Below are 25,343 nucleotides of genomic sequence, written 5' to 3' on the forward strand. Positions count from 1 at the left end.
CATGCCCATTGAGCAATGTTGTCATGTTTTAGTTTTAATAGAAAATGATTAACAATGCAGCTCAATGTCCATGATCGGATACAAACTATCGAAAAAGCGAAGCTTTAAAGAATACTTTAATAAACAGGGTGTTAGCATAAGTATTTAACTTTTAGCCACTTCAGTTCGGCCTGTTTCTAACACTTTCTTAAGTAGGATGTTTTCATCCATGTCCTTTTTCTTCCCTTAGATGCAACGCGACCTTTTAGAGGTTATTTCCTGAGCACATTAAGTGCTATCTGACGTAGTATTCCTATATTTTTTACACTATGACCTTTGTAAATTTAGAGTGCGTCTTCATTCATGGTCAGATCTAGCACCCAATGCAAGCTATTTTATACAACCCAATGTTGACGAACGGCTTCGGGAAACTTGTCTTCAATCAGCTTTGCTGAACTAATGTTATAATGGTATTCCAAGCTAGCTTCTTGTCCTTTTTCTTGACGATAACTCATGCTTATCTCAATCGTTTTTAATCTAGCCCAATCAGAAAAATCCTTGTTGAGTTGTTAGCCAATAAAACCTGACTACTTCTGGCTTCGATCCTCCCACGATTATTCTCTATCTTTAGGTTGGATGGCTCAGTACTTCAAAAATATTTAAACATCTCCGTTATCACTTTATTGAAAGATTTTTGATTACCTTTCACAGCAAGAAAATAGGCGCATTTTTGAGTAATGATTGTTTTAGTTCTTTCTTTTTAGCAACCCATCGCATCAATAGAAACGAGAGCACCTTTAATATCATGTAACTTAAGAAATTAGGGGGATTACGCTAATTTCAATAGATTTTTTTTCGGTCCTTAATCTAATATGTTATTTTGAACAAAATAGAACTTTCTTGGGGAAGCTAAAAATGAGTATAAAGAGTAATATGGCCAGAGCCGAGGCATTATTTCGTCAAAAAGAGTATGCTGAGTCACTCTCCTTGTGTACAAAAATTATTGAGAAAAAACCAAAACTGGCTAATGCCATCCATTTAACTGCCTTGAATTATTATGCACTTGGACAATTTGCACCTGCGATAGCAGAATTTCAAAAAGCCATTGCGATTAACAGCCAGCTTTCATCATTCCATAGTAACTTAGGCAATGTTTATCTAGACCAAGAGAGTTTTGTTGAAGCGAGTCGGTGTTTCGAAAAAGCACTTAATCTTGAACCACTTTTACCTGAACCTAACTACAATCTTGCTATCTGTCTGCACAACCAGCGCAACTACTCATTAGCAGAAAACTTTTGCAAGAAAGCCATCCTGCAAGATGCCACAAATTCTGACTTCTACCTTCATTTAGGTGTCATCTACTATGATCAAGGTCAGTTTGACAATGCCGCTAAGGCGCTAGTTAAAGCACTTGAAGTAGAGAATAAGCACAAGAAAGGAAGAACACACCTCGACGCCTATTGGCAATTATTCAGCTTACATCTCAGTCAACACCGCTACCAAGATGCACTTGAAGTTGCCGATCTTGGCATACAAAGCCAGCAACTTTCAGAGCAACAACTCTGCACTTTGCTCATCGGCAAGGCCATCATCTATTTTCTATTTAACCATTTAGATGAAGCCAAGCACACATTACAGCTGAGCGAAATCATTCATCAGTTTCCCTCACAGCCAAAATACTTGAAAAATTTCAGTGTATTTCACCATTACATTAAAAATCTTATAGCACTGTATGAGAGCGGCGAATATAAAGATTGTTATAACCTTGTTAACGACGCCACAAAAATGTACTTCATCTCTGAAAGTCATGGATTCGCGCCCAACCGAACATCAATTCAATACAAAGACCAAAACTATGAAGTCAATTCTCTTTTCATAATGGGCGCTAAGGTTATTCACTTTGTTACCGAGGAAGAAAATAAATACCAAGTGAGTCTTGTATCATTACTACAAGACCTTGCTCCAGGTTCCAAAGTGGTGGTTGCATTTGGGGAAATTGATTGCCGACCGGACGAAGGAATTTACAGCTATAGTTTGAAATCAAAACGAGATTACAAGGACGTGATTGATGATATGCTGTCAAAATATGTGAATGCACTAAAAAATCTTGCAGACTCTTTTGACATTGAAATTATTCTCTACGGCGTACCAGCTCCACACCCTCAAAGCATTGAGATATTACCGCCGTCTGAGCAACAACGGTTCAAAGATATCGTTGCTTACTATAACCTTGCGCTTGCAAATGCATGTCAGTCTTTAAACATCAAGCTACTCGACGTATATGCGCTAACGAACAAGGATGGACAAAGTAACCTACAGCACCATATCGATAACTATCATCTATCGCCTAAAACGGTACCTACACTGTTCAATCTACAGAGTCAATAATCTTGAATTGTTTTAATCAATAGGCCGTTGCTGTGAAGTATAAGAAAGAAGCAATACAACATCATCGGTATTTACAAAAGATTCGAAGATATCACTCATATATATCATTTCTTAATATACATACTCATAAACTATGAAGAATGGACGTTAATATCTATGATTTGAATCAAACAGTTGAAAAGGAGTTTTTATAAAAAGCTAAAAATAAAATTCTAAAAAAGGGTGTTCCTATGGCGGTATAGTATTTTCATATTCAGTAAACTACTGATAAACAAGAGTGGAAAGCCTTATATGGTCTCCCCACAGGTGAGCTATGGCGAGATTAACCAGAATTGACCAAAGTTAACCAATCTATATATATCAACACCTTATATCATTATTTCGTTTTTTGACATTAACCAAAATTACTGTAAATTAGTCTAAATTAACCCCCGCGGTGGCACAGGGGCGGCACAGGGAAAGACTTTTTTTGAGGCTAAGTGATTATGAGTGTTGATATTCCTTTTACAAAACGTAGTTTAGAACAGCTCGAGAACCCCCTCAAACGCTACCGAATTCACGATTCTGGCCAAAAAAGCTCGGTTAAAGGCTTGATTTTAGATATTTTGCCATCAGGGAAAAAGATTTTTCGTTTTCGCCGCAAGCACTTAGGTCGTGATGTAACAGTCTCCCTAGGAAATTTCCCTACTATCACTATCGAGAATGCTAGAAAACTGGCACTCAAACATGCTTCTGACCTGTCTCAAGGTCAAAACCCTAACGAAGTAAAACGCGAGAAAAAACAGCAAGCTGATCGTGAACGAGCATTGTCTATGTCAGTGCAACAACTGTTTGATGCGTTCGAAGTTGAGTTTGAATTAAAGATTAAGTCTGGTCAGCGGCGTATAAAGTCTTTGCAAGATATCCGCTCACTTTGGCGCAGTCATTTACAAAAGCTTGTCGGTCATTTGGCTATAGATAATATCTCAGTCCAAGAAGCTAATAATTTACTCAAATTGATTCTAACCAAAAATTCGGTTGCGGTACGCAATAAAAGTTTGTCGTTAATAAAGTCGATGTATGCTGATCAAGACATCAACCCGTTTATAAAGATAAAAAAGCTGGCAGATACCAAGCGTGAGCGAATTCTTAGTCAATTGGAAGTCAAGGAATTACTAGACGCCCTCAAATTCGAAGAGCCAATTTATAGCGATGTAGTCATGGCGCTATTGTTGACAGGTCAGCGTAAAAGCTGTGTTTTTAGCATGGAGTGGAAAGAGATAGATCATCAGCGCGGCATTTGGCTTATTCCAACTTCTAAGATGAAAATCAAAAAGCCTCATGCAGTGCCATTAACGATTGAGATGATGGATATTCTAAAACGTAGAAGCATTGAAGCTAAACAAGGCGAGAAATATGTTTTTCCTGCTAATCGTAGTCAAAGTGGCCACATTACCGAAAAGTCTGGCAAAGGCAGCTTCTGGTGGCGTATAACCGAACGTGCTGGTTTGCGTAGTGAGACAAAAGGCGAGAGTGTCACCATTCACGATTTAAGACGAACCATAGCCAGTTGGAGTGTAATGCGAGGTGGTAACATTCAAATCACTAGTAAACTATTAGGCCACAGTGATATCAGCATCACCGCCAGCACCTATGCCCATTTAGATGTTGAGCAAGTGAGGGCAGAGCTTGGCATTACTACGGCGCAGTTGTTGGGGACTGACATGCAAGAGTCGAAAGTGGATAGGTTAGTGAAGGAAGTAGAACAGCTTTCAGAGGAGGAGAGGCGAGAGCTGTTAACCAGACTAAATCCATATACTGTATAAGTTGATTCAACAATCAACGTCATCAAAAATACAGCGTTGACTTACAACATTAGAACCTAAATTTTCATTTCTGGAAGCTTCATGGTAGCTATATGGTTCATCAGCAAATTTACTTTCAACATCAGATTTACATTCGTTGAGAAATAGATCGGCCTCTTCTAACAAAAGCAAACTATCTTCATCTAAAAACTGATCTTTGTATGATTTAATTGCTGACTCTAGATCTGAAAAGTAATCATCTGGCTCTTCACCGCTCCAATCTTGGAAGTAATTATCAACTTCATTGAAGAGCTTAGGAATTGACTCGTCTTTAATTCTTTCAAAAACAGTTTTTCTCTCATTTTCTGTCAACAATGAATTGATTTTACTTTTAAAAATACCTGAATCAAATTGCTGTATCGCAATCAAGGACATTTGTTTTGCAGCTGCTAGTCTAAGCTCCTCTTTTAGCAACCCCAAGGAATTTAATTTTAATAATACTTTCAAGTCACTACAGTGGCTTAAGCTAGAGTATACCATTAATTTATCTACATATTTGGGGGTTGTTATTACTAACTCTTGAAGGAAGTTGAAATCACACTTTTCTGATAAGAAATAGGATAATCTAATGTTGTTAATAAAGATTTTTCTATCTAGTTTTATCATGCGAGATATTAAACCAGTATAGTAATCTTTAGGTACAATAATCTTTACGCCTTCAATGTTGGTAATACCACAGCTAACTTCACTAAAAACTTTTAATAAATCGGCTCCTAAAAGATATTCATTTAAGAACTCTCTGTCAGAAGAAAACTTGTTAGCTAAAGCATCTTGTATTGTAGGGTGTTTGAACTTCCAATAGTATTGATTTTCTTTCATGTATTCAGTTGTAAAGCTTCCTTTAAGAAACTTAAATGCTTTAGCAGTATTATGAAAAGAACTTCCTAGTCTATTGATATAATCTGGATCTACTGCATTAAGTTTCATGGGAGTTTCAACCTCGCCACCATTCATGAACAATACAGTCAAAGCGGCCTTACTGTGAACATCAAGATTATTTATTGTATCAGCTAAAAAATCCATAGGATTACTGATGAATCTAGTAATGCTCAAAGTATCTAAACTCAAATTTGATGTAAAATGTTTGTCACCTAATCTTCGTGCTACTTCAGGAGAAAAATAATTACTCTCTACTATCATCTTCAAAAATGGTTTTAGCTTAGTTTTATATATTTTACTTTGATTCCCAAGTTTAATATGGTTGTATAATATTTGTTCTCGTTCATCTCTAGATATATTCTCTACGTAGATTGTAACCTGTGAGTTTCTTAATACGGGAGCTGCATGTTCTTTAAGATGTTCTTTTGCTTCTCTATATATGTATGTTCTAGATGTGAATATTATCTTTGTCCCTTTTTTTATCGCCGTGTTTAAATGGCTAAGAGTCGTATTCCAGTTATTAGCTTTAGAAAATTCTAACTGTGTTGCACCAAAAACATCATCCACCCAAAAAACCTGATTTATCTCGTGTGGGTTCCAATGTTTTTTAAACTCTTCAGGTGAATTTATTTTAATTGCTCTTGATTGCCATCTATCAATAGAAGAAAGAATAAGCGATGCTGCAATGGTTGACTTACCTGAAGCTGGATCTCCTAACAATAATACAAAATTATTTTCAGTTAATGCATTTACACTTTTTCTATATGCATCTGTAATAACAAATTTTGCAATTTCGCCTCCCATCGAAGACAAAATTTCATTTGCTTGAGCATATACCCTTTCATCAACAATCTGAGATAAATCTCCTAATCCATAAACCCTAGGTACTAGCATTCTGAGCGTTGGTGATTCTGTAATTTTCTGACTCAGCCATTGTCCAGTAAATACTCTACAAATTTTAACTCCATTAATGGCTTGAAAAGCTGCAATTATTTTAGTTTCAGCATCAGCTGAAACTTTAGCATTTGTAAAAATCAAGTAATTATCGCATAGTCCCTTATTTGCTAAGGTCTCTACCTTACTCAATTCATCTTTAACATGACTAAGGCTAAAGTTTGCATCTGGCTTGATGGTATGTTTGCACTGGACTGTATATGAACCACTAAAACTCTCATTCTCAACATTATTCCAAATGCCATAGAATGCTAAATCTCTACCGCCATCATTAACTTCTGAAAAACTCTGAACTGTTTGCCCTAACAAATTGGATAATACAGTTGAACATAATTGTTGAAATGCCTTCCAACCAATCGTATGCAGTTCGTACGTAATATCAGAGGCTTGTACAGTTGACATATTTATTACCTCAAAGTTTTTCATTAATGCTTTTTATGCCATTGTATAGTTTTATTAACTGGTTGGCTGACATATCCAAAATTGGCTCATACATGAATGAGTTTAAATGTATGTTTTCTGGAGTTATAATATTTACTTGCTCTAACAGCTGAATTGACTCTATTTCATCAACATGGTCTTTTACGAATTTGTTAAATAACTCTGCTGTTTGATTTGTTTCAATTGAGCCTACAAACTCTTCATTGTTTATCTTAATAATCATATAATTTTCTGCTAAGAGTCTAATTGCAATAGCAATGATAATCTTATGCTCCAATTCAGCACTATCATTTTCTGTATCAACTATAAGTTGGCTTTCTTGTAGAAGTAAATCATAAACTGTTTGGTTTGGGTTTTGAAGTTCAACAGCACTTTTGTCTGCAAAAATATTCTGGTAGATAGATTGCAAATCAATAACTTTAATGTCACTTGTTTCTGGTTTGAGGTGAAGCAATGCTGTTAACTTCTCGTAGCAGCCTTGGTTTCCACAATATTCAGCAAGGTTTCTAGCGAAAGGAATGCAGGCTAATACACACTTTGGGTCTCGATGTAACTGACTTTTCCAATACTTTAATACGTCTTTTTGATATTTTTCCCGAGCAAGCTGGATGCCTTCTGTATTTTTAGTTGTAAATAAACGTTTTTCACCATAAATTCCAACGCGACTACAAATCGTACGATGAAAATCGAAGTTATGAGTTAAGAATAAGATATTGAATTTTTCGAGGTCAGCAAGTTCTTTAAGATATTCAATAATTGCGTATTTGTTCTTGTAGTCAAAGGAATCAGCTATGTCATCAATGATTAGAAGAACATCTACAGGGTGAGTTTTTCTAGCTTCAATCTCAAATAGAATATTTAAAAGATATAATGCTCTACGCTCTCCTTGGCTGAGGACGTCTAGTAGCTGTTTTTCATTGACGCGCTTTTGTTCTCGCCCATCATCAAAGTTAAAAGCGATTGATGGTACTGCGCTATGCAGGATTACATCTTCTTGATTTTCAACTGAAACTTTAAATGGAACGTTAAAGCGTTGATTAAATATGTGTACAACTCTTTCCCAAGACGTTTTTTCTGTATTAGCTTGAGTTGTTATGCCTAAAATTATTTCTTGATTGGTAGCGTATGTCTCAAGTAACTCTTTACACTGTTCAATTTGAGAGGCTACGTAAGACTGCCATAATTTTTTCTGTAAGGCCTTGTAGTCTGCAAGCTCAGGTATAATACCTTTATTATCATCGAGATAGGCTCTAAAGCGTTTTGTGTCAGCATTTCCACCTAGCTTCTTATCGACTGCTTCAAACTTTTTAGATAACTCGACATCACCAAGAACCTTTTCTTGCTCGTTATTGATAAGATCTTGCAATTGAGCATGAGAGTTTAATTCTTGTTTTTCACCATTTACATTAAGGTTTACGGTGTGTGAAGCACTAAAAAAACCAGTATCATTTAGACTCTTAGATATTGTATGAGCATTTTGGTGATTAAATTCTTTCGACAAAATGGGTGAGTTCTCAACTAGCTTGTCATAGGTTTCTATATAGTCGTTGAGTTCGGTACTGATAGTGCCTGATTTTAATAGAGTTAGCGTTTTATCATTAAATAATTCTTGGTACTTTATGTCACTGTAGTGGGGAGTAGTATCAGTGCAAAGCTCTTCAATCAACTGATATATTTCTTTTTCTTGTCTTCCAAAGTCCTGACAAAGCATAGAAAGGGCTGATTGTTTACGTCCTGAAATACCAGAGAGTTTACGGATTGCGATTTCCAAGTCGCTTTTTTTTGTTTCGATTACTTTTACCGCACTCTCATATTGTTCTTTCAATGTATCGTTGACTAACAGAAGAGACATTTGCTTTGAACTATAGCTTTCTTCATAAGGCTTGATAACTAGTATATCATCAGGAACAATGGCTTGTTCGTCAGCAAGTATTTCGACTTTAGTTTCTCTATCTGGAAAAATAATATCTTGGCTTGATTTTCCATTGGCGAGATCATCGAATGTTCTTGCAAGTGAGCTTTTCATAAAGCCATTAGGTGCATAAATAGAGTAAACACCTTTATTTTTATGTTCGATTTTTAAATTAAAATCATATTCCAATTTTCTAATGCCGTAACAATTTTCCAAACGAACACTTAGACTATCCATTACTTGCTCCAAATTAATATTTTATTTTATTGGTTCCTGAGCACGCCTTCTCTTTTTGCTTAATAACTTCTTCACTACTATTTTGCATTGCTTTCAGGATCATCAAATTACACTCTTTTTGCTTTAACTCTTGCGCAGTTTTATGTTCTGGCTCATTAATGTAAGCAATCATCGGTTTGTAGCTAAGAGAAGCATTACAGTACATGTTGGATTGCTTTCTGCCTTTCTGGTTTAAGTTATCCTTGCTCGAAAGCTGAGTGCACAGTTCCGTAAACATAGCTTTGGCCTGCTGAGTGCATTTCGATAATTTGAACGAATATTGCTCAAAATCGGCACAAACGCTTTTTAGTCGTATCTTCCATAGCTGGTGCTGAAAGCGAATTTCAGTGCCGTGATAGATTAGGCTTTTGGTGGTAACGGTAGTGTTCATCGAATCCAGATAGTGATCAGCTATGTTGTTGGTAGCTGCTTGAATGTATACAGCGAATAGCTGTGATAGTGGATCCATTACTCGTCCTTAAGTATATGTTGCATATATATTTATAGAGTCGATACTACTCTTTTAAATGAGCGATTAATAGCCAGTGAATATCAAAACATTCTTAGTGTTTCTCTATAAAGATGATCAATCTCAATTTGTTTGCAAATGGGATTGCTCACATCAACATCTAATCGCTGTTTGCCTCATATAATGTTTAGACAAATCTATTTCGTTCATCCTCGGAGGATTATCTTTATCTTCAGGCCGAAGGTTGATAGTGATCGAATTCGGAATACTCTCCGATTTTGTCACTAGGGTTGTACAGTTATTGACAGAACTCCAAGTTAACTGCGTTTGGTGCTTAGCTAATGTGATAGTCCATTCATGTACACGAGTGATGATCTCAACACCTAAAGCCACAATGCCTTTTAACTGCACGATAAGCTCGTCACCGTATCGATTAGCTTTATAGATACTAGGTTCAATATAATCTTGAGCTGAATTACGGGAATGCTTAGATAATACCTCGCTTCTATCAATATCTGTGCCCGCATTGATTTCCGCATTAGCATCTTGGGATTTTTCTGGATTTCCAGAAATCACATTAGTGTTCAAACCCTGATGAAACGTAGCATTTCCGGCATTTGTAACAGTTACATCTAACGGGTTTAAAACAGATTGAACGTCTGCATCCTTAGTCTTTTCATAGGCATTGCGGCAATTATCATCAGAGATTTGGTGTGAACGCTTTTGTTTTTTATGTTCGTACAGCGGTCTAATTAGCTGATCTTCTCGCTTACAAAAAACGCCCCCCATTAGCTCAGTGTAACGACCCCAATCGGAGTCATCTGCTGCTTGCCTAATATCTTCCACCCATTCAAGACTTTCATCAGTTATTTTACTTAACCGTCTTAATTCACGCCAAGGCGTTACACCTACCCCACCAATTTGTTGAAACTGGCGAATGCCCCAACAAGAAGCCCATACTCGAATACGTGTGGCTGCGGTGACAGACTCAGTACCATAAAGGTCATGTTCAATCCCCTCGCCGTCTATCCCTTTAGCGACATATTTAGCAATATATCCCGTTGCAGAGCCTTTCTTCGGATCAATATATTCAACCTTAAAACGACGCTCTTTTGCACCTTGCTCATCACCATCTTCTTGTAAGCAATATTCTTGAAATGTTTTCACTAATGCTTCTTGCTGCTCGGTCTGAACAAATAACAACAAATGCCAATGCGGTGTGCCGTCATGGTGTGGTTCGGCCACTCTAAAACCAAACGGAGTAATTTTGTCACGGTTAAGTGATGCTCTAATACGCTGAAAAGTTCGGTTTAGGTAATCTTGACCATCTAAAGGTGTTTCGCCTTGCCACTTAGGGTTTTCGGCACCAGATTTAGCAAAGCAACGGTGATATTTAGACGGTGTGGTCATTGTCAGAAATACAGCAGCGTAGCCCATTTTTGTCGAGTAATCTTCAAAACCACGAATACGAACCATCAATTCAGCTTTACGGATTTTGGGATTAGACACATTAAGGTCTGATAATTCGGCAAGGCTAACACTGAAATCAAGCTCATTCGTCGCTAAGGTATTTTCCAGTAATTCACGATTACTTTGCCATTGAGACTTATAATTTTCGACGGTTATGTTACTGGCATAAATACCACGATGACGACTCACTTGGTTTAACAGCCGTGAAATAGTTTCGATTTGCCTATTGTGAAGTCGTCTTAGTTTTGGTTTCCACCATGACTCATCACAAGCACGTTTGATCACACCCATGACTTTTGAATACTCTTCATTGGTCAGGCAATCATGCTCAAGGTTATTTAACGCGGTATCCGTTAACGGGTGCGGCTTTATTTGATAGCAAGTAACATAACGCAATATTGCAGAGTAAGTTTTGAACAAACTTTGTGAATTAACCCGTGATGCTATTTTTGCACATTGCCGAGCATGGTGTTTAGACATTGCCTTAAAATCACGATCATCAACACTAACACAACTCATTCGGTTACTGCTGTGGCCTAATACTTTGCTAATTGCAGTAGTTGTCCTCAATAGGTACAAATTTGCTTCTATGTGATTAGAAAAACGTTCGTAACGATGCATAAGTGCATTTTTATGAATTTGTGGTAAGCCATATAATCGCCTAACAATAAAATGTGCATTATCCAGCTCTACTCTAGTCATTAGATTGACCTCTACGCAGCTTTAACCACTCAACCCCACGTTGACTTATAGAGCAACATTGCCATTTTAGGCCAGCAATATAACGGGTTCTTTCAATTAAAAAGCCATTAGCCTTTAACTTAAACAATGTTCGTTTTTGAAAATGTCCTGTATATGAGTCATAACCGACCATCTTTCCTAGGTCGGGACAAATCTCAATACAGATTTCAATATGGTTATCTTGCGTTAACCACTCAATGAATATGACTTGTTCATCAGTAAAGGCGGCCATTATTTGCCACCTTCGTTTATAGTTGAAGTTTGCGTTACGTTAACGAGTTCAGGGGTCGTTAACGGGTACATGGCAGTATTTTCCTCATCGGTACTTGTTAACGGGTCGTCATCGTTAAAAACCTTGAACATACTGTTGGTTGCTTCAATCGTTGCACAGAGATAAGAAAGCTGTGCAACTATGATGAGGCTTGCAATACTGAAGCTAAAAAAATTACAGAGTATGCTCATAAATCCTCCCGTTAACGAAATTTTCAATATCGCTTTGACGGTACATCACACGACGACCAACTTTGATAAAGCTGAGAGGATAGCGGCCAGTACAGCGCCAGACGGATAAGGTTCCTATGGTGACTCCTAAAAAGTCAGAAACCTGAGAGGGGGTAAGTAGTGAATTCATGTTAACTCCGATTAGTTTGTGTTTGTCGGAGTGAACAATATGATCAGAAGGTTGGTGTGTATTCACGTTACAGGGTGTAAAAGTACCTCCACAGAGTGTGGAGGTGTAATTAAGTAGGTTTTATGAGGCTTTTAAATCATTTAAGTTGAAATGTGGATTAGAAAGATGAGTAAATTATCGGTTTTAGTTAGACACGGCTAATCGTGCCGTTTTCTCATATTTTCTAATCCACGTTTCGATGGTTCTTGGTGCTTGATAATCACTTGTAAAACGGTATCCGATAGATTCGCCGTACTCAGCAATACGAGAAACGGTTATTTGCGAGGCTTGATGTGGGTTTTTGAAGTCACCTTCAAGGTACAGCTTAATTGCGAAGGCTTTAACTTTGTCTGACTTTTCAAATCGCTTGTTTCTACCTGACTTACCAGCTGTTGAAGAGGCTTCAATATGGCCTATAGCTTTCAGAACTTTTTCCCTCATAGAAACCATTTCAGATTCTTGATGTGTTATCAGTTCTTTAATTAGATTATCTGCAAAAATATTGGCTTGGTCAGGTAAACCAGCTAGTTGACAAGCTAGAATACTTTTGAAAATACCAAAAAGATTTTCAGTTAACTCAGTTGGCAGTTTACCTAAGAGTTTTGATTTAATGGCTATAAAATTTGGAGTAATTAATTCATTAGCATTAGGGATAAAAATGTTAGCAATTTCTTTTAGTGAATTAGCATTAGTCACCATTTTTGCTTTTTCTGGTTGATTAACACCTCCCAATAAATTAAGAAAAAACTTAATTAAACTACTCCATAAATTACACCCAACTTTTTGGATAACATCTAAAACAGTTAACCCATTAGGGTCTTTAGCAAATGCCTTAATTATTTCATCTTCTGTTGCGTTTTTGGGTGCTATAGAGTCGTATGCCTTGACAGCATTTATAAAATCCATAAGAGAAGTGACTATTGTTTCAAGCTCTATAGGTAAACTGTCTTGTTCAAGATCTGCTGCAAAGTCGTTAGACGAAGAGCTTGTCAGCATCTCGACTAAAGAGTGTCTGTCTATTGGTAGGGGAAAAGATGGATTTTCTTGGCTCATTACAGACGACTTCTATTTAATCTATAAATAGGGAAATCTATTATAAATAGAGCGAAAAGTCTACAACTGAGGTTAACTGAGTGAAATGGACATTATTCGAAATGGTTATAACAAAAAGTGCTAAAAAAGCACATTCCTGTGGTGGCACAGGGGCGGCACAGGATTTGAGAAAATCTGTAACCTATTGAATTTAAAACACAAATAGCTCTACTTGGTCTCCCCACAGGGACTCGAACCCCGATCGGCCGCTTAGGAGGCGGCTGCTCTATCCTGTTGAGCTATAGAGAGACTCAGTGATTATACTGAGTTTAGAGTCGAATTAAACCTTTTAAATTTAATTGCTTGATTAATAACCAACTAATTCTTAACCATCCCTTTTGTTCTGGTCTATTTATTCAGCATCTATTTGTTAACGAGCTATTTATTAACGAGCTATGTCTTAACTCTCTATTTATTAAAAGTCTCTTTGTTAAAAGTCACTTCTCTTAGACTTTAATGCTTATTGGCCTAATTCTTAATGGCAATGTCATTCAGTTGAATGTTATCTGCACTGTCTATGCCCTCAAGCATTGCCGTTGAACTGTCTTCGGTGACTTGTTCGATGACCACAGTGGCACGACTTTTAGTGGCGATGGCGCGCATAGAATTAAATCTATCTGGGATATTTTTTTGCAGTACGATTTGGAATTTATCACCCATTTTAACGCCGTTTTTTCGTCCTAAATTAATGATAATGCGGTCCCCTTGCCTGGCGACAATTTGGCCTAATAATGGCCGACAGTTTAATTGTTTATCCAGTGATATCACGCTTTGTTGAAAAATATCACTGATAGCCTGACCATAAGATGAACGCCAAAAACGTTGGTTAGCAGGTGATACTGTTTCTTGTCTTTCAAATTCCCAAGGCGCTGATGTTGCGAAAGACTCTGTCCATACCTTTTCACCACTGATGCCATGGTAAAGGGTTAATTTAAAGATAAATTGCCTTAGCGGATCATCATCGATCAACCCCATATAACTGCTTTGCACGGGCTCGGTGGAGATATCAATAATTTCGGGTTGCAGCACATATTGGCTGTCGGTGATTTCACCTAACCAACTGGGTATGCGATAACCTTTAAAGTTAACCAACTGATTGGTGTTATCAATTTTTTCATCGGCATGTAATCGTACAAAACTGTATCGCGATTGCGCGTTGATAACCTTGCCTAATTGTTCGGTGATCCGTTGCTCAAAGTGTGCTAATTGGCCATAACGTAGCTGTTCGCGCTCTTGCAAATAGGATTGCGGCAACATAATGGCGGCTTTGAGGGATTGGCTTTTACATTGTCCATCGAATGCTTGTTCACTGAGATCAAGCTGTAAAACCACTGTAATCATGTGTTCACTGATCATTTCACTCATTAATTCAACGTTATTAGCCGATCCCATGCGCTGAATTTGAAAGCTATCTTGAGTGAGTCGCCCTTGATTGACTTGTTGTTCGCTGGAAAAGTTAACCCCGGCTTTTAAACTGGCATAGTTTAATGCCTGACTGATGGCCTCTTCGCGGGCTTTATCAATATCGCCATTAACAATTTTAGCCTTGCCAGTAACTTCCATTTGCTCTGCCAATACCGACGGAGAAACACACAAGGCACTCAGCCATAGCATGGCTATTGCAGCAAGATGACTGAAGCTTTTAATTCGGTTAACAGGGCGGTGTCGGATCAACATACTTTGTCCTAATGTCAAAAAATCGTCAATTTTGCACAATTGTGTAAATTAAGCTTACTCTATGTTTATTTAAAGCAAGAATTATGCCGACTACCTATATTGGTGGGTATTCTCTATGTTGTTCAATTACAGTAAAGCTTTTAGCGCATTTGCCGATATAAGGGTACAAATAATAAAGAGTAAACAATTGACCTTAGTTATCGATGACAAAGGCGATTAAATGACTCATTTATATTAAGACTTGCAGCATGATTTGTTAGAGGAATTATTATGATTAACAGGCTTTTTATCCCCACTGTCATGCTGGCGTCGTTATCGTTAGCGGCATGTACCCAAACGCCTAATGCTGCCAGTAACCTTGCCTTTAGTAACAATGGTAACTATATCAAAGTGGCTGATGAAGATGAGGTTTATCGGGATAAGCTCACTTATGATATTCAAGCCGCAGGATTATCACCTAAAGGCCAGGTGAATGTATGGGCAGAAAAACTGGTCAACGAATTAGTGTTACAAAATGACGTATTACGCCCTGATCAACCACTGTTAATTACCACGCCGGTAATGACCAGCGATTTAAATGTAACCAATGAGTTAGCATTACAGTTACAGCAAGGATTACTCACAGCGTTTCACGCTCATGAATTTAATTTAGTCGATTTAAACGTGGCGACTAATTTACGCGCAACCGAACAAGGCGAGTTTATGCTGAGCCGAAATTGGGAGCTATTGCGAACAGATTTGCCCGTGTCACACGTATTAGTGTCAACCATGACCCTAACACCTGAAGGGATTGTATTTAACGCCCGAGTGGTAAATATAACCAATAATAGGGTCCTTTCTGCGGTGCAGTCATTTGTGACGGCATCGAGCTTGTCAGGTTATTTGCAGCCTTCTGAAATAATCGAGTCGCGCGATGGTTTGCTGTATCGCCACCAAAAACGAGGCGACAGTCGTTACACCGTATTAGGAGATAAGCAATGAAATCTATGATGTTAGTTATGTTATTGCTGCTAACGGGCTGTATGAGCCATGGTAAAAATGTTCAGTTGGAAAACCCCGCGCCGGCTGCGTTTCCAACCTTAACCGCTATTGGGTATGCACCACTGGCAACGCAGCCCAGCAAGGAGCCATCACACCGTATTTTAATGGCGATGCAGGCATCAAAAATTGCCGCCTACCGTGAGTTAGCGGAACAAGTTTATGGCCAACAAATATCTGCTAGCAGTAACGTTAGTGAGTGGTTATTAACTGATGACAAGGTTAAGTCCAGTGTTAGCGGCATTATCCGCGGCGCAAAGGTGGTAAAGACCTACCCTGCAGGTGAATTTTATGTCACTGAACTCGAACTGGATTTTAAACAAGTATGGCAATTGTACGCGCAACAAAATCGCCCTACACGCTTGAAAAATGTGACTTACTTTTAAGGTTCAGCTTCAAGCTTAAGATCCAAGATTTAGACTTCGGACTTTAGCGTTAAGCGTTATTAGTTATGATAGGTAACTAGTGATTGTTGATTGACAGACATTAAGCCAAAATCGTCTACGAAATAGTAATAAAAATGCCGCTGATATTCGATATCAGCGGCATTTTTTGTTTTTATGTTTGAGCCGACTTTGCGAGGTTTTTAACACCACAATGAAGATTTAATCTGTCTTTTAGCGAGTGTGGTTGGAATTAAAATTTAACCCCGAACACTAAGCCGAATGCCGCTTGATTCTCTATATCGTCAGTAAGATCAGGATTGCTTAATTCCATTTCACCACCAAAATAATAACCAGCATAAACATTAAGGCTGACATTGTTGGTAGCTTGCCATCCGGTGCGCAAAAATCCGACCCACTCAGTCACTTCGATAGTTTGATCATCATCGGCAATTAAAAAACGCTCGGTGCGACGTGAACTGCCAACACCAAAACTTAAGTCACGATTGTATTGATAACTTAACTCCAAACCTGCTGGGCCACTAAAACCGGCTTGGAACGGGTTAGCGAGTACCCACTTATCGCTTATCTGCCAGCGAACCGCTAAATAAGGAATGGTACGCACTTCTGAAATATCATTTAAATACGCAACCCCAAGGCCGAGCATATTGCCGGAGTCGAAACGATACATTCCCGATGCGACCACACCGTAACTTTGCGCATTTGACGCTGAGGCGGTGTCGGCATAAGCATATTGCAGTTTAGGCGCGACTAAAAACATCCAATGATTATCAGGACGATAAGATAATGATAAACCGCCACTGTACTGATTTATGCTCGACCAAGGTTGAGCACTGCTGCGTAGCTGGGTATTTTGGTTTATGCGCCAATCATAATCGAGGTTATCGTAGCCAAGGTTGGCACCGATAGACCACTGACGATTGAGTGGCATGCTTGCTGAAAAGCTGGTTTTCCATGCATCTCGCTGTAATTCATTTGGGTTGGTATTATCGGCCCCAACATTAGCGGTGGCGGTTGATGTACGAGCCACTGTGAATGAAAACGGTGAACGATCTGGTGCGGCAATCGCTTGCTGGCTTAACAGCAGGCCAGATGCACACATTATTGATAATAATGATAATTTTAGTGATTTAAACCCGATTACCTTAACATCATCTAGCTTAGCGTTATAACGTGTCATATCAATCTGCTTCCCTTCAAATAATAAGATAAACTCAATATTACTTTGGCTTAGTTGCTGTACTAATACTGTGATCTGGCCAATTAAGTTCAATTTTAAGTTGAGTTTATTTTAAGCCGACTTTATGAGCCCGTAAAAACATGTCGGCTGTGTCGTGTAAGTACTGCTGTCTGGTGAGCAGTAGGTCGCCTATTTCTAGGCCTAACTCCAAGCGTAATTTTAGTTCGCCAAATAACATCAAACACAATCTTACCGCGCTTTCATGAGGATTTTCAAACAGATATACCCCATGCTCATTGACTTTTATTAAATAGTTTCTGATCAAGCCTAATATATGCTTTGGGCCCGCGTCATAAAATAGTTTAGACACTTCAGGATGCGTATCGGATTGAGCTACGCAGGTTTTAAATACAGTCATGGCTTCATTGCTGACAATCATCTCACCAAATTGCAGAGCAAACAGCAAAATAACTCGTTGAGGTTGGCTTGCATCAATTAAAGCATTGTTAGTGAGTTGATGCACAACACATTTAGACTCAATCGCGGAAACGAATAAATCATCTTTGCAACCAAAGTGAGAATACACGGTTTGCTTTGACACTCCGGCATGCTTTGCCACTTCATCCATGCTGGTATGAGGAAAACCCTGATGACAAAAAAGTGTAATGGCAGACTCGAGTATCTGAGCCCGCTTTTGCTCACTGCAGCTCAAATGAATCTGTCCGTCGTTATTAAGCGATATAAGATCTTTTGTCATGATTTTTCCGTAAGTTAGCCATTAAGCCATATCGTGTGTCTGCGTACTGCTCACTATTTAGTGTCATAGTAACCAAAAATAGACTGGACAGTCTAGTTTTATAAAATTAGACTACCGAATCTAGTTAACATTTAAATTACATCTTGCGGTTGTTGTTAATGCATTCACTTATTGATATTAACCTCTGCTCAGAAGACAAATCAACATTGACACAATCTGTTGCTTTTCAAGGAATAAACTTATGTACGCGTCAAAGACATTCACCCCATTTATTCGATACTGGGCGCTAGGTTTAAGCTTAATAGTGTTAAGCGGTTGTGGCTCTGAGGTAAAAGAACATTCGCAAACAATTGAGTATCAAACGGTATTGTCACAGACCTTAGTGCTAAATGACCATTATCAGTACATGCAAACCTATACTGGTACCATTCGCTCGGCAAATACCACCGGGATTGGTTTTGAGCTGGCGGGTAAGCTCAATAATATCCTGGTCGACAGCGGCGATACGGTGACAAAAGGCCAAACATTAGCGCAGCTTGATACCGATTTATTAACTGCAGAAAAACAACAGCTACAAGCCAGTTTATTACAAACCCAAGCGGATATAGATTTAGCCAAAAATACCTTAGTACGCACTCAAAAGTTGAAGCTACAAAACTATGTTTCTGAGCAGCAACTCGATGAAACCCAGCAACAAGTTATTAGCTTACAAGCCAACCAGAAACGTATAGAAGCAAGCTTAAGAGCCACTACGTTGAAACTTGAAAAATCAACATTACTTGCCCCGTTCAGTGGAAAAATCAGTCAACGTTTTCATAATGTCGGCGAAGTTATTGCATTAGGCAGTCCGGTTTTTACCTTAATCGGTAACAGTCAGCCGTTAGCTTATATTGGTGTGCCGATTGATATTGCTCAGCAATTAACCACCCAACAAATGGTGGATGTCCGTGTAGGCAAACAAACCTTTAGCGCTGAAATTGCGGGGATCAGTGCCGAAGTCAATACCATTAGCCGCACGGTTCAATTACGGATCCTTTTGCTTGATTCAGCCAGAGTGATCAATGGCGAAATAGCCTATCTCGCTTATCAACAAGATGTGCAACAACCCGGTTACTGGGTGCCCATGTCGGCATTAACTGATGGCGTGCGCGGCTTATGGAACGTATTTTTATTAGCCAAAGCAGAGCAAGATTACTATCTAATTGAACGCCGGGATGTAGATATTATCTATACCAATGAACAACAAGCGTATATTCAGGGCGCCATTCAAGCAACAGATATGATTGTGTCGCAAGGATTGCATAAATTGGTGGTAAGCCAAAAAGTCACCCTTGCTCAAACTGAGCACGAGGGGGCGTTATGATTAAAGCATTTTTAGAAAATGGCCGCCTAACAAGCTTATTTATTGCGTTATTAATTGTGGCTGGGTTAGGTGCTATTTCAAGCTTGCCACGCACCGAAGATCCGCATATAACCAATCGATTTTCATCGGTTATCACTCAGTACCCAGGGGCATCCGCTGAGCGCGTTGAGGCACTCGTCACCGAAGTCATCGAAAATCAATTACGCCGTTTAGAAGATTTAAAGCTCGTCCAGTCGACTTCTCGCCCAGGGATTTCGGTGATTCAATTAGAATTAAAAGACACTGTCACCGAGACCGATCCGGTGTGGTCTCGAGCACGCGATCTTATCGCCGACAGTAAATTCTTGCTGCCTGTAGAAGCACAAAATAGTGTGCTAGATGATCAACTCGGTTATGCCAACACTGCTATTTTAGGGCTTGTTTGGGCAGATAGCAGCCCGGTAAGAGCCGATATTTTGAATCGTTACGCCAAAGAATTACAAAGCCGGTTAAGGCTGCTCAGCGGCACTGACTTTGTCAAACTGTATGGTGCACCTGAAGAAGAAATTTTAGTTGAGTTAGATGGCAATAAAATCAATCAATTGCATCTTACTCCTGCCGCAATTGCGGCAATTTTAAATAATGCCGATAGCAAAATTTCAGCCGGTGAAATCAACAATAGTCAATTTAGAGCTTTAGTTGAGGTTTCTGGCGAATTAGACTCACAAAACCGTATCCGCCAAGTGCCATTAAAAGTAGACGATTACGGTCAAATTATTCGCTTAGGTGATGTGGCCAACATTACTCGCCAAGCTAAAACCCCCGCGTCGAGTATCGCGTTAATCGACAGCCGACAAGGCGTATTAGTGTCTGCGCGCATGTTGAATAATAATCGAGTCGATGTGTGGCAACAGCACGTGAGCAAGACCATAGATGCGTTTTCAACTAACTTGCCGGCTAATATTAAGGTGCAATGGTTATTTGACCAACAAAGCTATACCAGTGACCGATTAGGCGGCTTGGTGATTAACCTGTTACAGGGGTTTGTGATTATTTTAGCAGTATTGATGCTCACATTAGGACTTCGCAATGCGATGATTGTGGCTATATCACTGCCACTAACGGCACTCTTTACCCTCACCTGTATGAAATATACCGGACTGCCTATTCACCAAATGTCGGTGACCGGTTTGGTGGTTGCGCTGGGCATTATGGTCGATAATGCGATTGTGATTGTTGATGCGATAGCCCAACGTCGTCAACAAGGTATGAGTAAACTTGAAGCTGTGTCTAAAACGCTACACCATTTATGGTTACCCTTGGCGGGTTCGACCATTACCACCATGCTAGCCTTTGCACCTATTGTATTAATGCCAGGGGCTGCGGGTGAGTTTGTGGGTGGTATTGCGATCTCAGTGATGTTTGCGTTGCTGGGTTCATACATTATTTCTCATACCATTATTGCAGGACTTGCGGGTCGATTCAGTCGCAGTGAAAAACCAACGGCTTGGTATCAGCAAGGCATGGCGTTTCCGCGGATAAGCCGTGCGTATATCGCCAGTTTACAGTTTGCGTTAACTCGGCCAATACTGACCGCCATCGTTATTGGTATATTGCCTATGGCAGGCTTTTTTGCCGCAGGGAAAATGACTGAACAATTTTTCCCACCCTCTGATCGCGATATGTTTCAAATAGAAGTCTATTTGGCGCCTCATGTCAGTATCGAGAACACCCTCGAACAGGTCAAACAGATTGATCATAAACTGCAACAAATTGAAGAAATTATAGAGGCCACTTGGGTTGTTGGCGGCAATACACCCTCTTTTTATTACAACTTAACTCAGCGGCAACAAGGGGCAACCAATTACGCCCAAGCAATGATTAAAGTGACCGATTTTGCCGCGGCAAATCGATTGATTTTACAATTGCAAAAAGAGTTAGATGCGCAATTTCCACAAGCACAAATATTAGTCCTTAAACTTGAACAAGGCCCGCCCTTTAACGCCCCTGTTGAACTGCGTATTTACGGCCCTAATCTTGATACCCTGAAAATATTGGGTGAAGAAGTGCGCGGGATCTTCGCCGCGACCCCCGATGTCATTCACACCCGGGCAACGCTCAGTTCAGGTGCGCCAAAAGTGTGGTTACAGGTCAATGAAGACGCCAGCTTAATGAGCGGGTTAAGCCTGACCGATATTGCCAATCAAATTCAAATGGCGACCACAGGTATTATTGGTGGCAGTATTTTAGAACAAACGGAATCGCTGCCAATTCGCGTTCGTTTAGGTGATAACAGCCGTGAACAAGCGACTCGCTTAGCTGAAATAAATCTGGTTTCCCCTTCGGGCTCAGGTATACCGTTATCCGCTTTATCTTATAACGAAATCAATGTTAGTCGGGGGGCAATACCGCGCAGAAACGGCGAACGAGTCAATACCATCGAGGCTTATATCACCAGTGGTGTATTGCCAGCTCAGGTATTAACCGACGTCAAAGATGCTATCGATAAGTTAACCATTCCGACGGGATATCATATTGAAATAGGTGGTGAAAGCGCCAAACGTAATGAAGCTGTGGGTAATTTATTATCCAACATTGTGGTGGTGGTGACCTTGTTACTCACCACTGTCGTGTTGTCATTTAACTCGTTTAGATTAACGGCAATCATTCTACTGAGTGCATTTCAATCGGCCGGTTTAGGTTTACTGTCGGTGTATATCTTTGGTTATCCGTTTGGTTTTACCGTGATAATCGGGTTACTAGGGGTAATGGGCTTAGCCATTAATGCGGCGATTGTTATTTTGGCTGAACTGGAAGATGTTCCTCAAGCCCGAAATGGACATATACCGTTAATCATAAGTACCGTGAGCACTTGTGGGCGTCATATTGGCTCCACGACCATCACCACCATAGGCGGTTTTTTACCGTTAATCATTGCCGGTGGTGGATTTTGGCCACCGTTTGCCATTGCGATTGCCGGCGGCACATTATTGGCCACCATGCTGTCACTGATTTGGGTACCGGTAATGTATACCTTATTAATGAAGCCCAAAAAACAGTATATATTTCAAGACCAAAATCGTGTAACGGAATAAGTTTATTTGTGAACTACCCCGCGAATTTCGCTTCGCTCTGATCACGGGGGTTTCTCGACGAATTCGATAAAATATTAATATCTATCCGTGTCACACTTTATGCTAAATACCCGATAATCAGTACACTTTCAATGTAGATTACGTTGCAGGGATCATATCTATTCTAGATTAATCATCAATATAATTATAAGAAAGAGTATATGAATTATAAAAACTGGCCTATATCAAAACAAATAGCCTCTCTTGTCATATTGTTATCTATCATTATCTTTAGCGCCATGTCTTGGTTTTCCTATCTATCGGCAACCACTGTATTACATGACAAAGCGATTCAAGCCATCAAGTCGCAAATGCAGAGTAATGCTCATTTAATTGAACTGCAGTACAACAGTATGCAGTCCTTAGCCAGACGAAATGCCGATATTCTTCGCACCTTATATCCAGGAACATTCTCAATAGAAGATCGCAGCGTTGAAGTGTTAGGGGTTAAGACTCCTGTACTGGTCCATGATAATGAGCAAGTTAATAATTCAAACAATAACGTCGATCGTTTTTCACAACTTACCGGCGGAGTTGCCACGATATTTGCTCGCGATAATGATGATTTTGTTCGCGTGTCAACATCGCTGAAAAAAACAGACGGTAAGCGTGCATTAGGCACTTATTTGGGTGTCAATCACCCAGGTTATCAGGGGTTGATTAACGGTGAAGAATTTGAAGGTTATGCCAAGCTTTTTGGCAAAGACTACATGACCATTTATCGTCCGTTAAAAGATGAAAGCGGTAAAGTCAACGCTATCCTTTTTATCGGTTTTGATATCACCCAATCGGTTGAACAAATTCAAAGCTCGCTTAAACAGCTGACACTTGAAGAATCAGGCTCTTATGCCATTATCCGTAATGCCGATAATTACGTGATCTCTCATCGTGAATTAAACACCCAAGCGCCTTTTGATGAAGCATTGTTTGATGGTCTATCACTTGAAAAGGCCCTTACGGATAGAGGCAGCTGGGTTTACACCTCATTGTCTGATCAACAGATGTATTCTCATTCAGTCAATATTCCCGGTTGGAATTGGACTTTGGTCGGTTTTGTTCCCGAAAAACAATTAAGTAATGAAAGCGTAGCAATGTTAAAAACCAACGCAATATTGGCGTTACTTGGGATAGTGTTTATTTCCATTTTATTGTTTACTGTGATTAATCGTGCCATGAAGCCATTAAAGCTCCTACAGGGCCAAATCGCTAAATTAGGCCAAGGCGATCTTTCGCAAAGTTTTGTCCAATGCCCCGAAGACAGTCGCAATGAAGTTGACCACATCACTATAAGTGTCACCAAAATGGCGGCTAATTTAGCTGAATTAATTGAGTTATTAAAACAGTCTGTCATCAGCTTAGAAACCCAAGCAAACCTTAGTCAAGAAACGTCAAAATTGAATGGTAATGAGGCAAAGGCACTGTTAAACCAAACAGAGCAAATTGCGACCGCTATCGAAGAAATGTCTTCTTCGATTAAAGATGTGGCACAAAATGCCAGTCAAGGAGCCCAACAAGCGCAAGAAATTGATAGCGCATCCGCTCAAGGACATGCTCAGTTAACCCAAGAGGTTACCGCGCTTCAATCCTTGAGTGAGCAACTCATTCAAAGTCAAAAAAATATTGAAAGTGTCAGCAATGAGAGCCAAGCTATTAGTCTAGTGACAGAGGTCATTAATGGTATTGCAGAACAAACTAACTTACTCGCCTTGAATGCCGCGATTGAAGCCGCCAGAGCGGGTGAACAAGGCCGTGGTTTTGCGGTTGTTGCTGATGAAGTACGCTCACTGGCACAAAGAACGCAGCGTTCAATTAGTGAAATAAGCTCGACTATCAGCACATTACAACAGCAAGTAAAATACACCGCCACACAAATGAACCAATGCCAGCAATTGGGGGCATCGTCAGCTGAACAAGCTAATACTGTTAATAACCAACTCAGTCAGATTAATCAGAATATCGGCGAAATGGCAATATTTTCATCCAGTATAGCCGGCGCCACCAAACAGCAAAGCACAGTGGCAGATGAGGTGTCTCACAACTTACATACCATCGCTACGCTGGCACAAAATAGTGATGAACGAGCCACAAAAGCGGTGAGTGATGCAGAGCAATTAACCGCGCTTGCGGTCAGTATCAAACAACAGATAGCTGTATTTAATCTCAGTTAGGGATCGTAAATTAATAAAATACCGCCATTTGCACATATTGACTTGCTATAGGTGCGCTACTGACGCATAAAATCGTCATGTTATATGCTCAGAGTTCAAGTATGAGATTACAGACTTGAACTCTGAGTCATTCAACGCCGTTTATTTGTCTCTCATCCCGTTTATTCTCCAGCCCTTTCCCCCGCTATCATCGCTTAACTGACTTGCTATAGACACATTATTGACGACCAAACTGTCATTGATAACAGGAATGACTCTGGCTATCTCATGGTAAAGCCTAGGCATGTGTTAACCATAGTGGCCCATCAACAGTCTATCTACGTTGAGTTTTAGTTTTAGTTTTAGTTTTACGCCCAATAAAAAACCGCTTTATAACTAAAGCGGTTTTTTTATCGAACGATATAACTTTAGAGTTCGTTATTACGATCCATATTTTCAGTATTTTCAAGCCATAACGCATTGATAATACCGAATGCACACGCTAACAACACCCCTAAAATCCACGCAAAATACCACATAGACGTTGCT

Annotated in this window: 19 protein-coding genes and 1 tRNA gene; 7 read left to right on the plus strand and 13 right to left on the minus strand. The window is 39.5% G+C overall.

Annotated features, from left to right (window positions below):
* Positions 1–912: 912 nt before the first annotated feature.
* Complete coding sequence (locus tag EGC80_RS20500) at positions 913–2,367, plus strand: tetratricopeptide repeat protein (protein ID WP_164839510.1); 1,455 nt, start codon at positions 913–915, stop codon at positions 2,365–2,367.
* Positions 2,368–2,852: 485 nt separating this feature from the next.
* On the plus strand, positions 2,853–4,172 hold the full coding sequence (locus EGC80_RS20505) for a tyrosine-type recombinase/integrase (protein WP_124011955.1): 1,320 nt from the start codon (positions 2,853–2,855) through the stop codon (positions 4,170–4,172).
* Positions 4,173–4,178: 6 nt separating this feature from the next.
* On the opposite strand, the gene EGC80_RS20510 is transcribed toward EGC80_RS20505, so the two are convergent.
* From EGC80_RS20510 to EGC80_RS20555, 10 genes are all read right to left on the minus strand, one after another.
* A complete protein-coding gene (locus EGC80_RS20510) occupies positions 4,179–6,446 on the minus strand; it encodes an nSTAND3 domain-containing NTPase (RefSeq protein ID WP_164839511.1) in 2,268 nt (755 codons plus the stop codon).
* A gap of 10 nt (positions 6,447–6,456) precedes the next feature.
* Positions 6,457–8,634, minus strand: a complete 2,178-nt coding sequence (locus tag EGC80_RS20515) for an ATP-binding protein (protein WP_124011957.1) — start codon at positions 8,632–8,634, stop codon at positions 6,457–6,459.
* A gap of 13 nt (positions 8,635–8,647) precedes the next feature.
* Positions 8,648–9,142, minus strand: coding sequence for a hypothetical protein (locus EGC80_RS20520; protein WP_124011958.1), 495 nt, complete (start codon positions 9,140–9,142; stop codon positions 8,648–8,650).
* 153 nt (positions 9,143–9,295) lie between these two features.
* Positions 9,296–11,314, minus strand: coding sequence for a replication endonuclease (locus tag EGC80_RS20525; protein ID WP_124011959.1), 2,019 nt, complete (start codon positions 11,312–11,314; stop codon positions 9,296–9,298).
* Positions 11,307–11,585, minus strand: a complete 279-nt coding sequence (locus EGC80_RS20530) for a hypothetical protein (RefSeq protein WP_124011960.1) — start codon at positions 11,583–11,585, stop codon at positions 11,307–11,309. Before EGC80_RS20530 ends, EGC80_RS20525 begins: the two co-directional genes overlap by 8 nt.
* Positions 11,585–11,815: a hypothetical protein gene (locus tag EGC80_RS20535; RefSeq protein WP_124011961.1), complete on the minus strand. Its 231-nt coding sequence runs from the start codon at positions 11,813–11,815 to the stop codon at positions 11,585–11,587. Before EGC80_RS20535 ends, EGC80_RS20530 begins: the two co-directional genes overlap by 1 nt.
* A complete protein-coding gene (locus EGC80_RS20540; RefSeq protein ID WP_124011962.1) occupies positions 11,799–11,984 on the minus strand; it encodes a helix-turn-helix domain-containing protein in 186 nt (61 codons plus the stop codon). The genes EGC80_RS20535 and EGC80_RS20540 overlap by 17 nt, the downstream gene beginning before the upstream one ends.
* 183 nt (positions 11,985–12,167) lie before the next feature.
* Positions 12,168–13,076 carry a hypothetical protein gene (locus EGC80_RS20545; protein WP_124011963.1) on the minus strand — a complete coding sequence of 303 codons (909 nt, stop codon included), beginning with the start codon at positions 13,074–13,076 and terminating at the stop codon, positions 12,168–12,170.
* Between the two features lie 212 nt (positions 13,077–13,288).
* A tRNA-Arg gene (locus EGC80_RS20550) sits at positions 13,289–13,364 on the minus strand.
* Between the two features lie 219 nt (positions 13,365–13,583).
* Positions 13,584–14,792, minus strand: a complete 1,209-nt coding sequence (locus EGC80_RS20555; RefSeq protein WP_124011964.1) for a flagellar assembly protein FlgT — start codon at positions 14,790–14,792, stop codon at positions 13,584–13,586.
* Positions 14,793–15,062: 270 nt separating this feature from the next.
* Here EGC80_RS20555 and EGC80_RS20560 point away from each other — a divergent pair, with 270 nt between their 5' ends.
* Entirely contained in the window at positions 15,063–15,773 is a 711-nt protein-coding gene (locus EGC80_RS20560; RefSeq protein WP_124011965.1) for a FlgO family outer membrane protein, read from the plus strand.
* Entirely contained in the window at positions 15,770–16,216 is a 447-nt protein-coding gene (locus EGC80_RS20565; protein WP_124011966.1) for an LPP20 family lipoprotein, read from the plus strand. The genes EGC80_RS20560 and EGC80_RS20565 overlap by 4 nt, the downstream gene beginning before the upstream one ends.
* A gap of 250 nt (positions 16,217–16,466) precedes the next feature.
* On the opposite strand, the gene EGC80_RS20570 is transcribed toward EGC80_RS20565, so the two are convergent.
* Positions 16,467–17,414 (minus strand): autotransporter outer membrane beta-barrel domain-containing protein, encoded by a 948-nt coding sequence (locus tag EGC80_RS20570; RefSeq protein ID WP_124011967.1) that lies wholly within the window; start codon positions 17,412–17,414, stop codon positions 16,467–16,469.
* Between the two features lie 106 nt (positions 17,415–17,520).
* Complete coding sequence (locus tag EGC80_RS20575; RefSeq protein ID WP_101032372.1) at positions 17,521–18,171, minus strand: TetR/AcrR family transcriptional regulator; 651 nt, start codon at positions 18,169–18,171, stop codon at positions 17,521–17,523.
* 241 nt (positions 18,172–18,412) lie between these two features.
* On the opposite strand from EGC80_RS20575, the gene EGC80_RS20580 reads away from it, so the two are divergent.
* The 3 genes from EGC80_RS20580 to EGC80_RS20590 all read left to right on the plus strand — a co-directional run bounded on the left by EGC80_RS20580 (position 18,413) and on the right by EGC80_RS20590 (position 24,815).
* The gene (locus tag EGC80_RS20580; RefSeq protein WP_124011968.1) at positions 18,413–19,534 is read left to right on the plus strand and encodes an efflux RND transporter periplasmic adaptor subunit; all 1,122 of its coding nucleotides are present in this window, start codon (positions 18,413–18,415) and stop codon (positions 19,532–19,534) included.
* Complete coding sequence (locus EGC80_RS20585; RefSeq protein ID WP_124011969.1) at positions 19,531–22,608, plus strand: efflux RND transporter permease subunit; 3,078 nt, start codon at positions 19,531–19,533, stop codon at positions 22,606–22,608. Before EGC80_RS20580 ends, EGC80_RS20585 begins: the two co-directional genes overlap by 4 nt.
* 200 nt (positions 22,609–22,808) lie before the next feature.
* A complete protein-coding gene (locus EGC80_RS20590) occupies positions 22,809–24,815 on the plus strand; it encodes a methyl-accepting chemotaxis protein (protein ID WP_124011970.1) in 2,007 nt (668 codons plus the stop codon).
* 407 nt (positions 24,816–25,222) lie between these two features.
* Here EGC80_RS20590 and cydX read toward each other — a convergent pair whose 3' ends face one another.
* The gene (cydX, locus tag EGC80_RS20595; protein ID WP_101032376.1) at positions 25,223–25,333 is read right to left on the minus strand and encodes a cytochrome bd-I oxidase subunit CydX; all 111 of its coding nucleotides are present in this window, start codon (positions 25,331–25,333) and stop codon (positions 25,223–25,225) included.
* Positions 25,334–25,343 lie beyond the last annotated feature (10 nt).

The organism is Shewanella psychromarinicola (assembly GCF_003855155.1).
In the GTDB taxonomy this organism is placed as follows: domain Bacteria; phylum Pseudomonadota; class Gammaproteobacteria; order Enterobacterales; family Shewanellaceae; genus Shewanella; species Shewanella psychromarinicola.